General features: G+C 70.9%; 12 protein-coding genes and 1 riboswitch. Of the genes, 6 read left to right on the top strand and 6 right to left on the bottom strand.

The window, feature by feature from the left end:
- Positions 1-30: 30 nt before the first annotated feature.
- Complete coding sequence (locus tag H976_RS24085) at positions 31-1,368, bottom strand: threonine/serine exporter ThrE family protein (protein WP_051275985.1); 1,338 nt, start codon at positions 1,366-1,368, stop codon at positions 31-33.
- A gap of 72 nt (positions 1,369-1,440) precedes the next feature.
- Between H976_RS24085 and H976_RS28405 the strand changes: the two genes are divergently transcribed.
- Complete coding sequence (locus H976_RS28405; RefSeq protein ID WP_051275984.1) at positions 1,441-1,872, top strand: hypothetical protein; 432 nt, start codon at positions 1,441-1,443, stop codon at positions 1,870-1,872.
- Positions 1,873-1,883: 11 nt separating this feature from the next.
- Here the strand turns inward: H976_RS28405 and H976_RS28400 are convergent, their stop codons facing one another.
- Both H976_RS28400 and malQ read right to left on the bottom strand, forming a co-directional pair.
- Positions 1,884-3,047 carry an NERD domain-containing protein gene (locus tag H976_RS28400; protein WP_051275981.1) on the bottom strand — a complete coding sequence of 388 codons (1,164 nt, stop codon included), beginning with the start codon at positions 3,045-3,047 and terminating at the stop codon, positions 1,884-1,886.
- Between the two features lie 111 nt (positions 3,048-3,158).
- Positions 3,159-4,562 (bottom strand): 4-alpha-glucanotransferase, encoded by a 1,404-nt coding sequence (gene malQ / locus H976_RS0101925; RefSeq protein ID WP_027860146.1) that lies wholly within the window; start codon positions 4,560-4,562, stop codon positions 3,159-3,161.
- 39 nt (positions 4,563-4,601) lie between these two features.
- On the opposite strand from malQ, the gene H976_RS0101920 reads away from it, so the two are divergent.
- The 4 genes from H976_RS0101920 (at position 4,602) to H976_RS0101905 (ending at position 8,494) form a co-directional block, all read left to right on the top strand.
- Positions 4,602-5,270: an EthD domain-containing protein gene (locus H976_RS0101920; protein ID WP_027860145.1), complete on the top strand. Its 669-nt coding sequence runs from the start codon at positions 4,602-4,604 to the stop codon at positions 5,268-5,270.
- 82 nt (positions 5,271-5,352) lie between these two features.
- Positions 5,353-7,599 carry a hypothetical protein gene (locus tag H976_RS0101915; protein ID WP_027860144.1) on the top strand — a complete coding sequence of 749 codons (2,247 nt, stop codon included), beginning with the start codon at positions 5,353-5,355 and terminating at the stop codon, positions 7,597-7,599.
- Between the two features lie 57 nt (positions 7,600-7,656).
- Positions 7,657-8,001: a helix-turn-helix transcriptional regulator gene (locus tag H976_RS0101910; protein WP_231388766.1), complete on the top strand. Its 345-nt coding sequence runs from the start codon at positions 7,657-7,659 to the stop codon at positions 7,999-8,001.
- Positions 7,994-8,494, top strand: a complete 501-nt coding sequence (locus H976_RS0101905) for an SRPBCC family protein (RefSeq protein ID WP_027860142.1) — start codon at positions 7,994-7,996, stop codon at positions 8,492-8,494. The genes H976_RS0101910 and H976_RS0101905 overlap by 8 nt, the downstream gene beginning before the upstream one ends.
- Here H976_RS0101905 and H976_RS0101900 read toward each other — a convergent pair.
- Positions 8,481-9,965 (bottom strand): hypothetical protein, encoded by a 1,485-nt coding sequence (locus H976_RS0101900; RefSeq protein ID WP_027860141.1) that lies wholly within the window; start codon positions 9,963-9,965, stop codon positions 8,481-8,483. The two genes, H976_RS0101905 and H976_RS0101900, sit on opposite strands and share 14 nt — an antisense overlap.
- Positions 9,966-10,059: 94 nt before the next feature.
- A riboswitch (cyclic di-AMP (ydaO/yuaA leader) is annotated at positions 10,060-10,233 on the top strand.
- Between the two features lies 1 nt (position 10,234).
- Between H976_RS0101900 and H976_RS0101895 the strand changes: the two genes are divergently transcribed.
- Entirely contained in the window at positions 10,235-10,582 is a 348-nt protein-coding gene (locus H976_RS0101895) for a transglycosylase family protein (protein WP_036223936.1), read from the top strand.
- 26 nt (positions 10,583-10,608) lie between these two features.
- Here H976_RS0101895 and H976_RS0101890 read toward each other — a convergent pair whose 3' ends face one another.
- Together H976_RS0101890 and H976_RS24070 are read right to left on the bottom strand one after the other, a co-directional pair.
- A complete protein-coding gene (locus H976_RS0101890; RefSeq protein ID WP_027860139.1) occupies positions 10,609-12,954 on the bottom strand; it encodes a CHAT domain-containing protein in 2,346 nt (781 codons plus the stop codon).
- Positions 12,947-13,351, bottom strand: coding sequence for a CU044_2847 family protein (locus tag H976_RS24070; protein WP_051275979.1), 405 nt, complete (start codon positions 13,349-13,351; stop codon positions 12,947-12,949). Before H976_RS24070 ends, H976_RS0101890 begins: the two co-directional genes overlap by 8 nt.
- Positions 13,352-13,434: the final 83 nt, after the last annotated feature.

The following is a 13,434-nucleotide window of genomic DNA, read 5'->3' as shown; positions in this document are numbered from 1 at the left end:
CCGACTGCGAGCCATCGGATTTGGCAAGACTCAGGCGCTGGTCCGGTTCCTCCGACCGAGGTGCCCGTGCATGACGCCGACCATCCGCGGACCGGCGAGGCGGCCCTCGAGGCGGCGTACGTTCCGCTTGACCGGCTGGGCGATGTACTCCCCGAGGATCACGCCGGCCGCCAGCGCGATCGTGGTGGCCGCGGCGGCGGAGAGCTGCAGGATCCCGGCGGTGTCGCCGTCGGCCATCAGGCTCAGACCGCGGTAGATCAGCAGGCCCGGCAGCATCGGCACCAGGGCGGGCACCACCACGACGAGCGGGGGTACGCCGACCCGGCCGGCGATCGTGTAGCTGACCAGCCCGATCACCACGGCAGCGCAGGCGGCCGCCCAGGGCATCGACTGCGCCGGGTCCTGGACCGAGACGAACGCCAGGTGGCCGAGCAGGGTGCTCATCCCGATCGCTGGTAGCGCACGGAGCGGTGCGTAGCAGGTGAACGCGAACGCACAGGCCGAGACGATCGCCCCGACCAGGATCAACGGCACGTCGGCGTACACCGCGCCGCTGCCCGGTCGCACGCCGACCAGGCTCACTCCCAGCGGCCGCGCTAGCGACAGTCCGGCGGACACGCCGGCGATCAGTCCGGCCGTGGCCAGCAGCGCCTCGATGATGCGGGCGCCGGCGGTGAGGTAGAAGCCGGAGAGCGCGTCCTGGATGGCACCCATGAAGCCGATCCCCGAGAGCAGCAGCACGATGTTGGCCGTGATGACCTGCGAGGTGTCGACCGTCAGGTCGAGCTGTTGCGCCCCTGCGGCGACGAGCAGGGCGACCGCGGTGGCGACCATCCCACCCGCGATCTGCTGGTAGAACATCGGCCATCGCTGGCGGTTCAGGGTGCGCATCAGCATGGTGATCAGCACGGCTGCCAGGGCGGCCACCACGGTCACCACCGCGCCGCCGCCGAGGATCAGCGAGACGCCGCCGCCGACCACGCCCGACCCCGCGACCACCGACCAGCGCGGCAGCCAGTGGCCGGTGGAGTTGAGCCGTGCCACCCGGGCCCGTGCCTCGGCGACGTCGACCCGGTCCTCGAGGATGTCGCTGACCAGCTCGTGGGTGCGTGTCAGGTCGTCATAGTCGATGTCGCGCTGGCTGATGTTGCGCGTCAGCAGCACCGGCATCTCCTCGGGATCGACCTGGTAGCTCATCCGCAGCAACGTGAAGGTGACGTCGATGTCGGCGTTGCGCAGCCCGAGGTGGTGGGTGATGCCGAGCATGGTCGCGGTCACGTCGGCCGCCCCCGCTCCCGACGAGAGCAGGATCTCGCCGATCCGGAGCGCGAGATCGAGGATCTTGTAGGTCTCGCGAGCGTCGGTCACAGCACTCGATTCTGTCCCTTACCCCTGTGGACAACCGCCCGGGGCACGCCGAACCGATGCAGGCTGGCTGACATGGACGACCACACCTCTTCCGAGCTCGACCGGCTGACCATCCGCACCCAGCACGACCTGCAACACATGTGGGAGCTGCTGATGCACCCGCTCGGGTTCCGTTCGACGAGCCTCTGGGTCACCTTCATCGGCTCCGACGACCGGCCCACCCGCTTCCTCATCGAGGTCTCCGAGAGCGATCACGTCCCCGATCCACGCGAGGTGGCCAATCTCTACGACGTGCTCCAGCAGGTGATCGACCAGGACCCCGACGACCTGACCGTCGCGTTCCTGATCTCCCACCCCGGACGCGACGGCACCCGCGCCTTCGACCGCGAGCTCTCGGCCCGCCTGCTCGCCGGGGCGCGGACTGCGGGCGTTCCGCTCCGGCCGATCCACGTCGCCGACGACGTCGCCGTCCGCGCCATCACGCCCGACGACCTCGCCGCCTGACCGATCGGGGATCAGCCGACCGACCAGCGCAGGATGGCGGGCAGGCCGGGACCCACCCTGAGGCGGAACTTCGCGACCTCCACGCCCCGCGGCACCTCGAAGACGACCAACCCACTGGTCCGCTCCCCGGGGGACAGCGTGACCTTGGCCGGCAGCGCCTGCCCGGTGCCGACGCTGGTGTACGCCGGGTCGCTGCTGTACGTCGCGCCCGAGGAGTCGGTCAGCTCGGCGTGCACGTCGGAGCGTGATGCCCAGTCCTTGTCGCCGGTGTTGTGCACGGAGACCGGGATGGCCACCAGCTCGTTGCCCGGTGTGACGGTGACTCCGGGGAGCTTCGAGCGGGTCACTGCCGGGGTCCCGGCCGTCACCTCGAGGGACGGGCGCTTGGCGATGCCGGCGACCGAGACCGTCGTACCGATGGGCTTGGTGGGGGCCACCACCCGATGGGCTGCGTCGGCGCTGAGCCGGCCGACCCGGGCGGGCAGGTCGAGCTGGAACGCGACGGCGGCTGCCACCGCCAACGCTCCGATCACGGCGACGATGCGCACCGGACGCGGCATCGGGGGTCGTGGCGGGCGCTTGGCGCGACGTGGGGCCTCTCGGCTCGGGGCGGCGAGCGGAGCGTCTCCGGCGTACGTCGCCGCCGAAGGTGGGAGCCGCGCGCCGGCGGCCTGGAGGGAGAGCGACAGTGCCTGGGCGATGTCGGTCATCTCGGCCTCGTCGAGGACCCGCGGGCTCGAGGTCAGGAAGGTGGTGATGTTCTCGGTCGAGCAGATCATGGTGTCGCCGCACCAGCCGTAGATCGGCTCCTGGCGGGCGACGCAAATCACCGGGCGGATCTTCTCGGGGCTGAGCCCCGGCAACAGCTCGCCGACGGCCATCGCCGCGGCGGCCGAGGCGATGACGTGCCGCGCCCGGCGCTTCCCGTCCTGGCGGAGGGAACCCGACTTGACCTGGATCTCGCCGCTCCACGCCTGGCTGTCCACCACGAAGACACCACCGGGACCGACCACGATGTGGTCGATGCTGGCCTGCGCGCGTCCCGGCCAGCGGACGTCGTGGAAGATGCGCCAGCCGTCGGCGGAGAGCGCGCCGAGCACGCGGACGGTGGATTCTTCCTCCTCCGCGCCGCGTTCGACCGCCCCGGCGTGCGGCAGCGCCTGCTCTGCCTGCACCCGTTGCGTGTGCGCCTCAGCGCGAGCCGATTCGCCAGCCATCCAGCCCCCCGATGTACGGCACCCTAGGGACCTACCGACCGGTAGCGCTGGGAATTCCGAAAATTCCGGCTATTCGGACACTCTCGTACGGTCGCTGGACGCCACCAGCTCCCGGACCCGCGTGCTCAGCGAGGTGTCGAAGACACCCGGAGACGCACGCCAGCTCCAGTTGCCGACGTCGGTCCCGGGTGTGTTCATCCGGGCCTCGCTGCCGAGGCCGAGCAGGTCCTGGGCGGGTACGACGGAGAGGCGTGCCGTCGAGGACAGGGCGAGCCGGACGAGCGCCCACGGCATCGGCTCGTCCGGGTCGACGAGGTGCGACCGCACGTCCGCGCGAGTGGCCTCGTCGAGCCCAGCCCACCACCCCACCGTCGTGTCGTTGTCGTGGGTGCCGGTGTAGACGACGCTCTGCTCGCCGTGGTGCTCGGGCAGGTAGGGGTTGTCGGCCGACCCGTCGAACGCGAACTGGAGCACCTTCATCCCCGGCAGCCCGAACTCGGTGCGCAACGCCTCGACCTCCGGCGTGATCACCCCGAGGTCCTCGGCGACCAGGGTGCCGGGGCCGGCCGTCTCGACGAGGGCGGTGAGCACCTCGCGGCCCGGGCTCCTCACCCAGTAGCCGTCCCGGGCCGTCTCGGCGGCGACCGGCACGTGCCAGGCGGCCTCGAAGCCGCGGAAGTGGTCGATCCGCACGAGGTCGAACAGCTCCCGCTGCCGGGCGATCCGCAGCCGCCACCACGCGAACCCGTCGGCGGCCATCCGCTCCCAGTCGTAGTGCGGGTTGTTCCAGCGCTGCCCGTCCTTCGCGAAGTAGTCCGGCGGTACCCCGGTCACCGTCGTCGGCTGCCCCTCGGCGTCGAGCTGGAACAGGTCCCGTGACGCCCACACCTCGGCGCTGTCGTGCGAGACGAAGATCGGCAGGTCCCCGAACAGGAGCACGCCGCGCGCCCCGGCGTACTCCTTGAGCTCGCGCCACTGCTCGGCGAAGACCCACTGCTCGAACCGGAGGCGCTCGACCGTCTCCTGGTGCGCAGCCAGGAACTCGGCCACCCGGCCCGGGTCGCGGTCCCGCAGGCCGGGCTCCCAGGTCGGCCACTTCGCGTGGTCGAGCAGGCCGCGGATGGTCATGAACTCGAGGTAGGTGCCCAGCCACGCGCCCTGCTGCTGGCACCACTCGGCGTACGCCGCCCGCTGGGCAGTGGTCAGCCCGGCCACGTCGAGGAGTCCCTGCTCGACCTGGCGAGCCCGGCTGATCAGCTCGGGGTTGCCGGCCATGGCGGACAGGGCGTTGTACGGCGAACGGTCGTCCTCGTGCGTCGGCACCAGCGGCAGCACCTGCCACACCGTGACACCGGCGTCCGCGAGGAAGTCGACGAACGCGAATGCCTCGGGACCCAGGTCGCCGCTCGGCAGGGAAGTCACGTGCAGCAGCACCCCGGCCCGTCGTACGTCCATCGGACGGTGTTCGGTCATCACCACTCCCCTCGGCGGCACGAGCCTAGAGTGCGTCGGGTGAAGCTCGTCCTCGCACTCTGGTCCCCGGACACCGACGCCCTGTTCGCCCCCGCACTGCGCGAGTCGCTGGCCTCCGTCGGCGTCACCCGCCTGCAGGTCAACCTCGACGACGACCACATCCCCGACTCGGTGCTGCGGCTGCAGGCCTTCGACGAACCGCTCACCTGCGTGGTCTCGATCTGGACCGACGGAGCCGCTGCCGACGCAGTCGACGTCGTACGCCCCCTCGCGGAGCGTCTCGCCGCCTGGGAGGTCGACGAGCGTGTCCCCCTGGTGGCACCAGTTGTGCCCGACGGCGAGCGGCTCGACGGCCTGGCGCAGGTCGCCTTCCTCCGCCGCCCCGAGGGCCTGCCGTACGACGACTGGCGCGCCCACTGGCAGGGACCGCACACCCAGATCGCGATGGACACCCAGGCCACCTTCGGCTACGTCCAGAACCGCGTGACCGAGACCCTCACCGAGCACACTCCGACGGTCGCCGCGATCGTCGAGGAGCTCTTCCCGCCCGAGGCGATGCACGACATCCACGCTTTCTACGGCAGCGACGGCTCCGACGAGGAGCTCGGCCGCCGGATGACGCTGCTGATGGAGAGCGTCGCGAAGATGGGCGCCGACCACGACCTCGACGTAGTGGCGACCAGTCGCTACGTGTTCGACCTGGGCTGAGCGGCGCAGGGGGCTGTTCACGGTCCGGGAAGTCTGTCGATTCCAGCCCTTCTCAACCGTGACCGCCCCTAGGCTCCGCGGCGTGACCGATGCCATCTCGGGGTCCCGTCCCCCCTTCACGCCCCAGCGGGCACTGCAGTCGCTCCGCGCCCCTGCCCTCGCCCTGCTCGTGACGTTCGGCACCGCTGTGGTGCTGTCGGTGCTGCTGCTCATCGCACTCGCGATGACGGGCAGCGGAACCGACTCAGAAGCGGTCAACGCCTCCGAGGACAGCGGCCTGATGTTCATGATCGGCGTCCCCTTCCAGCTCACGGCCATGGCGCTGCTCGGGACGCTGCACGCGTCGACCGAGCTCTTCGATGCCGGGCTGTACGCGCCGCCGCTCCTGCTCACGGCGGTCTACGTCGTCTCACTGGGCGTGTTCGCCGGGCGGGACGAGCGCCGAGCACCGGCCGCCGGAGCCAAGGAGCGAGCGGGCCTCGCCGCGGTCGATGCGGCATTCGTCACCGTGCTGGCCCTGGTCGTCGCACGCGTGCTGGCGGCGCGATCCGACGACCTGACCGTGCACGCTGCCTCGGTCAGCCTCTTGTTCGGGTCACTGTTCCTGACCTTCGTCGGCGTGTTCGTCGGGCGGTGGCGCGCCGCCGGAGCTGTCTGGCCCGCGTGGGTCGACGCCGACTACGTCGTGGCCGCTCGCCTGTGGGGCGAACAGCTGCTGGTGTGGGTCGTGCTGGCGCTCCCGGTGGCGTCCGTCATCGCCCTGGTCAAGGCAGATCTGGCCACCGCGATCACCGTGCCGGTGTGGGGGCCGACCGCAGGGTTGTACGCGTACGTGTTCGGCCACCTCGGCAGCGCATCCGTGGGTGGCGAGTCGTTCTTCGGGTGGGACGACTCCGTCCTGCTCGGCATCGCGCTGATCGCGATCGCCGTGGTTGCCGCGCTCGTCACCGCGGTTGCCTGGCACCTGCGCCGCGTCCGTCCCGCCGCCGCGCAGCCGGCCAGCTGGGCGGTCCTGCCAGCGGTGTTCGCGTGCTCGGGCGTGTTGTTGTGGATCGCGTCGATCGCCTCGGTCTCCGGCGAGTTCTCGGTGGTGGGCGGGTCGGTGACGCTCCAGCCGGCCGTCTGGGTGATCTTCCTGCTCGCAGCGTGGGGAGCCATCGTCGAGGTGCTCAGCCGAACTGTCGCCCGGCAGGTGGCCGCATCATTGCCGAGCGGCGTACGCACGCGACTGGGGGCTCCACGCCCCCGCGTCGGCGCCGCCGCCGGCGGTCCGGTCGACCACCCGACGGCCGCCACACCGGCCGGCCCGGCTCCGGAGATGACGCCGGAACAGCGAGCGCGAGTCCGCCGCTGGGCGATCGTCGGCGGGTCGGCGCTGGTGGTCGTCGTGCTGGCGGCGATCGGCTACAGCATCGCCAACGCCAAGGTCTACGGGCCGAGCGGCTCCGCCTCGGCCTACCTCGACGCCGTGGCGGGCGCGGACGTCGACAAGGCCCTCGACCTCGCACCCCTGGATGGATCGGCCGCCGACGACTTGATGGACAAGAGCATCTACGCCGATACCGAGGATCACGTGACGGGCTACGAGATCACGGGCATCGAGGAGAGCGGCGCGCAGGCGACCGTCAAGGCGAAGCTCGAGGGAGTCCGCGGCGGGCGCAGCGTCGAGCTCACCCTCGAGAAGGACGGACACAGCCACGGGATCTTCGATCGCTGGCGGGTCACCGACGGTGGTCTGGCGAGCGTCGTCACCGTCGACCTGTCCGATGTCGGCACCTCCACGGTCGACGTGAACGGACACGCCATCTCCCTGGACGACTCAGCCACCGATCTCTGGGCGCTGCCGGGGAGCTACAGCTTCGACCCCTACGCGCATTCGCAGTGGGTCCAGGCCGAGCCGGTCGCGACGCGGGTGAGCCCTGACGAGTTCGGTGCGTACGCCGAGTTCGCCGAGCCGAAGCCTTCGCCAGAGCTCCAGGACGAGATCGACCGACAGACTCACGACTGGCTCGTCGAGTGCATGAAGACCGACCAGCTCGATCCGGAGGACTGCCCCCAGGAGGCGTACTTCGGCGACCAGGACACCGTGCGAAACCTGGTGTGGAAGCTGGACTCGGAGCCGAAGCTCTCCTTCGACTACTTCGACGGCACCTTCCCAGCGGACCTCTCGGTCGAGGGTGGCCAGGCGACGGCGACCTACGAGTCCGACGAGTCCTACGGCTACGGGCCCGCGGACTGGCAGCCGCAGACCGAGACCTCGGACCTGTCGTTCTCCGCGAGCGTCGACGTCGCCGACGACGAGGTCACGGTCGCCTTCGAACCCTACTGAGGAGAGTCTCGACAGAACGGTTGACCATGACTTACCGTAAGTGCTAACTTACCGTAAGTGAACACGAACGCACAGACCATGCTGACCGCCCTGGGTGATCCCACCCGCCAGGCGATCCTGGAGAGCCTCTCCGACGGCCCCCTGGCCGTGGGCGAGCTCGCGGCTGACCTGTCGAGCAGCAGGACCATCAGCCGTCCCGCGGTCTCCCAGCACCTCAAGGTGCTGAAGGAGGCCGGGCTGGTCATCGACGAGCAGATCGGCACTCGCCGGCTCTACCGCGTCGACCCCGAGGCGCTGAGGCTCGTGCGCGAGCACCTCGACCACTTCTGGGAGCGCTCGTTGTCCTCGTTCCAACGCCGAGTCGCCAGCGACACCACCGAGAAGAGGCCCCGAGATGAGTGAGACACAGACCAGCCAGACGGTGCAGCCCGTCCGTCGCGAGGTGGTGGTCGACTGCGACCCGCAGCGCGCCTTCGACCTCTTCACCGCCGACATGACCTCGTGGTGGCCCAAGCAGCACCACATCGGCAGTACGCCGATCGCCGAGATCGTCATCGAGCCGCACCCCGGCGGCCGCTGGTACACCCGCCACGAGGACGGCACCGAGACCAACACCGGCTTCGTCGTGCTCTACGACCCGCCTGGTCCCGATCAGCCGGGCCGCTTCAGCGTCACCTGGCAGGTCGGCGCCGACTGGACCTACCAGCCCGACCTCGTCACCACCATCGACGTGCGCTTCATCGAGGAAGAGCCGGGCCGCACCCGCGTCGCCCTCGAGCACCGCGACCTCGAGAACTTCGGCGAGCACGCCGAGCAGATGAAGAACGTCTTCGAGGCCGACGACGCCTGGACCGGGACGCTCGCCAACTACGTCGCGGCCGTCAGCCCCGCGTAGCGCCGTACCCCAGCAGGGCGGCCAGACCCAAGGCACTGCGTGGCGCCCACGGCGCGCGCCACAGCCCGCCGTGGGCCGCGGCGTACGCCTCGTCCTGCCAGGTGTGCTCGTGCTTCGGCCCTCCCCCGGTGTGCAGGTCGTGCACGAGGAGAGCGGCCATCAGCACGTTGGACGTCGCCGGCTCGAACACCTCGACACCGAAGCGGTGGGCGCCGGCGTACGCCGCGGCGAGCGCGCGGTTCTTGACGACCGATCGGGTCCGCGTCGGCGGTGCGACGTTCATCGAGACCAGAGCGCCGTCGCGGCGCGCCACCGTCGCACGCCAGCGCTGCAGCCGCTTGGCGAGCGCGTAGTTGGGTCCTTGCTGCGGCACCATCGAGTCGTTGATGCCGGGGTCGGAGCCGGCGACGTACTGCCGCCGCATCAGTCGACCGCCAGACAGCGCGCGCAACGGTCGGCCCAGTGTCTTCGCCCGCGTCGACCGCCCCTCGTAGGCGCGGGTCGAGTGGTCCACCGCCTCCCCCGGCACGGCGAACACGTCGGTCGGCGTGGCCAGGAACGCCAGGGCCACGTCGTCCCGATCGCCCTGCAACCGGACGCTCAGCTCGTCGACCGCCACCGACACACGGGTGTTGGTCGCGCCGTCGGCGTAGACGTAGTTGCCGACCACCAAGGTGCCGGGCTGCTCGCGCAGCCACTGCTCGACGGCGGGTACGTCGCCGAGCAGGTCGACGCCGGCCGACTCGTCGAGCGCCCCCTCGGTCCCCGACCGCACCGGAGCGACCAGTGACCCTGCGCCTTCCTTGGCCATCGGCAGCAGTCGCTTCCAGATCTCCGGCCGACCCAGGTCGACCGCCGCGACCCGCGCTCCCCAGCGCATCAGCGACGGCAGCGGCCCCATCTCGGCACCGGCACCGAGCACGGCGACGGTGTGCCCGTCCAGGCGCAGCCAGTCGGGATTGTCGAGGATCAGGCCGACGGCCTCCCCGACAGTCGGCTCGACGATGCCCGCGTCGGCCCATGCCTCGAGCCGGCGACGGATGCCGGAGCCGCGCAGTCGCTCCCCGTGGTAGGGCAGCACCAGCTCCTCGACCGGCTGGCCGTTGCCGACCACCTCGACGCCCTGGATCGGCTCGTCCCCACCGGTCGGCCACTTCTCGAGCGCGGACTCCTCGCCGTCCGATCCGGCCACCCGCATCGACTCGTGCAGCGACTCCAGGCCGCTGCGGGCGATGGAGTACGCCGCCTCGGGCGACTCGAGCCCGGCCTCGATGAGCCGCCGGAAGTGCTCGAGGTAGCCGCTGCGCCAGTTGGTCTCCTGCTCGACGGCCCGGGCGCCGGTCGGGTCGGTTTCCCGGAGTGCCTGCGCGACGACGGTGCGGCCCAGGGTCGACGTACTCCGGTTGCCGTCCGCGTCGGCCGGGAAGACGACGCCACGCTGGTGATCGCCCTGGTGTGGATGGGTAGCCATCGGCCCATCGTGCCCGATCCCGGTCCCACCTTCACTCTGGTCAAGTCGGCCCGCGTCTGCTTATCGTGTCGCGACCCCGGCCCATCGGGGTACGCCGCCGGTGACGCCGAGTCCTGTCCCGCCGCGGTGCCACGAGAAGAAATCGGGCAGGAACGGGGAACCCACTCTTCCCGGGTCACATGACCCTCGGGGTGTAGCCACCGACCGGTGGCCGGGCACCTTCCGCCCGAACCCGACAGCTAACCTCGCAGGCGCGTGGAGGAACCCTCATGCGCTTGCGCATCCCCGCCTCGGCGATGTTCGTCGCCCTGGCCACCGCCATCCTGCTCGTCCCGACCCTCGTGATCGGGTCCCCCGCCAGCGCGGCCACCATGAAGACGTGGAACCGGCTCGCCAAGTGCGAGTCGGGCGGCCGCTGGCACATCAACACCCACAACGGCTACTACGGCGGGCTCCAGATCAGCGGCGGCACCTGGCGCGCGTACGGCGGCAAGCGGCTGGCCTCGATGCCGCACAGGGCCAGCAAGGGCGAGCAGGTCCGCATCGCGAAGAAGATCCAGAAGCGACAGGGCTGGGGCGCCTGGCCCTCGTGCTCGCGCCGGATCGGCAAGCGCTGACTGTCCCCATAGTCGAGCGCGGGGTCTCAGTGCTGGACCCCGATCTGGTCCGGTGGTGTCGCTGACACCTGGGCCATGCCTTCGTCACGGGCGGTTTCGTCGACTCCCTTGACGGTGACGTCGTAGGGCCAGTTCTCGTAGGTGGCGACCCAGCGGTACTTGTTCGGCTCGTCGGGCCGTGTGTCGACGTCCGACCACTGCCGCCCGGCCGGAGTGCCTTCCAGGCTCCAGTCCGAGGTGTCGGGGTCGTTGAGGTGACCGTCGAAGTAGGCGTACCGGTCGGCGTCCTCGCCCCAACGCGAGTAGCGGATCTCGTAGGTGTCGTAGGTGCAGGACCACAGCTCCTTCTTGTCCGCGAGGTTCGGGTGCACGTGCTGGCAGTCGTTCATGGACGGGAACACGTTGGGCATGCCCTCGGCGCCCGTCGGCAGCGGGCAGTTGGCGGAGCCTTCCTTCTTGCTGCCGTCCCAGCACACCACCTGCCCCGTCGTCTGGTCCTGGGCACGGTCTTCCTTGGTTCCGGTGCCGCCACCGTCGGGTCGCATCAGGTACCAGCCGAGCGCGGCCAGCACGAGCACGACGGGCGCCCCGATCGCTGCGACGCGCTTCCAGGGGCGGCCCGGGACCGGTGGTCCCGGCTGAGGAGGATCCGGCGTCGGTGTGGGGATGTCGTCCGGGGGTGCCGGGGGTGCCGGGGGCGCCGGGGGCGGGTCGACGGTTCGGGTCAGGGGCACCGGGTCGGCGGGCTCGGCCGGCTCGTTCGGCTCGCTCGGCGGCCCCTGGACGGTCAGCTCACGCGCGCGCGACGCCAGGCCGTCGGGGTCGGCCTGGTCGGGGTCGAGCCGGTCCAGCTCGGCACTGACCGCAAGCACGGCGTCCCAGTCCTCCTCGTCGGCGTGCACCTTCAGCTCGTCCTTGAGGCTGGCGATGGTCAGCAGGCGCTCGGCCTCGTCGTGCCGGTCCTGGGCGTCCCGATGGGCGGGGTCGACGTCGATGACACTGCGGTAACCGCGACGCGCGGCCTCGATGTCACCGGCGGCCTCGGCCGCCCGTGCCCTGTCGTAGGACACCCCGAGCTTCTGCTCCTGGCGCATCCGGTTGCGCAGCTCGGTGGCGTCGCGGTACCCGGGGTCGAGGGTGATCAGGCTGTCCAGCAGGGCCACCGCCTCGTCGTACCGCTCCTTGCGCGACGCCGCGAGCGCCTGGACGTAGAGCCCGTACTTGGCGGCCTCGTCGGAGATCTCCTCCGGCGCCGGCCGCGAGACCGGCGGTCCGGTCGAGGTGAGGTCGAAGAGGCGGGTGTCGTCGGTGCGCAGGTAGATGACCGGAGTCACCCACTCGAGCGTCTGCTCGCTGGTGCCGTCGATGGCGATCCGCCCCAGCCGCACGGCCTCGTCGACGGCGATGCTCTGCGACAGCGCCTGGTAGAAGCCGCGCGAGAAGGCCAGCGCGGCCGGGTCGGTGACGGCGAACTGCATCGCCACGGCGGCGCTGATCCCGCTGTGCACCAGGGCGGCCGCGGTGCTCGAGAGCAGGTCGTCGGCGGCCGACTCACCCGAGGAGCAGGCGTTGAGCACGACGAGGCGCGGCACCGGCCGACAGGCGTGCAGCAGCCTTGCGAACCGCTGGGCCGAGACCTGGGCCGCCGCGCCGGTCGCTTCGTTCTCGAGTGCCAGCACGCCGCCTCGGTCGCTGACTCCCCCGTGGGCGATCACGTGCAGCACGTGCCACGGACCAGCGGTGAGCTTGGACTGGAGGGCGCCCCAGTTGCCGGCGTCGACCCAGACCATCTCGACCAGGCCCTGGTCGACGAGGTCGCCGAGGGCGTCGTCGAGACGACGCCGCTCCTCGGCCGTGTCCAGGGTCGGCAGGTCGCTCGGTGCGGCGATCATGCCGAGGATCCGCAACGGACCGGTCGCGCTCAGTGGCGCCGACGGCTGGGCGGCCTCGACGTAGCGGACGACGGGCTCGCGCTGGCAGAGGTACTCCCCGCTCTCGGCGTCGAACAACGTCTCCCACGGGATGCCGGCCAGCTCGGGGTCGCGCAGCCGCAGCACCACCCGCAGGGGTTCGCCTCGGCTGCCGGCCTGCTGGAGGCTGGCGGTGTAGCGGCCGTAGACGCGGCCGGTGAAGAGCGACTCGAACAGGGCGTGCCCGACGTCGCGGACCGGCCGCTCCAGGGTGGAGAAGGTCGAGCGGCTGGTCACCGCGGAGGCGAGCACGCTCGCGGCCAGCTCGCGCCGTCGCCCCAGGATGCCGGGTGCGTCCAGCTGCATGGTGCCGCTCGCCGTACCTGCCGGGGAGTCGACCTCGACCTCCCAGGTGCCCGGCGTGCTGCCTGCGCGGATCTCGATCTCGAGGTCGTTACCCATGGGAGGTCTCCGTGTCGTCGGTGTCCTCGGGGGTGTCCTCGGGGGTGTCCTCGGGGGTGTCCTCGTGGGCGTCGTCGTGGGGTGTCTTGTGCCAGGTCAGGATCACCGAGAAGTTGGCGTCGGCGCTGGCCTGTGCGACGAACGCGCCGGCCTCCGCGTGCAGGTCGAGACCGAACTCGATCTGCACCTCGTCGGGTTCGTCGCTGAGGTCGTGCAGCTGGCCGATCATCCCCTGGACCGCGGGCTTGATCCGGCCTACGGCCGTCTCGAAGGTCATCCGCGCGCGCTCGGCCACTGCGCCGCCGTCCATTCCTCGTACGGTCGGCACCTGCGGTCCGGCCACCTCGACGAGGACTGTGTCCCCGTCCGGCAGTCCGAACTCCACCAGTCGCCCCATGGCTACTCCCGGATCCCAGACCCCTTCATCAGACTCCTGCGAGGTCTTGTGACACAAGAGTCAGGAGTCACCTGTGGTGATAC

The sequence above is a fragment of the Marmoricola sp. URHB0036 genome (assembly GCF_000426045.1).
Classification (GTDB): domain Bacteria; phylum Actinomycetota; class Actinomycetes; order Propionibacteriales; family Nocardioidaceae; genus Marmoricola.
The sequence above is the reverse complement of the archived record's forward strand: the minus strand, read 5'-3'. Positions and strand labels throughout refer to the sequence as shown.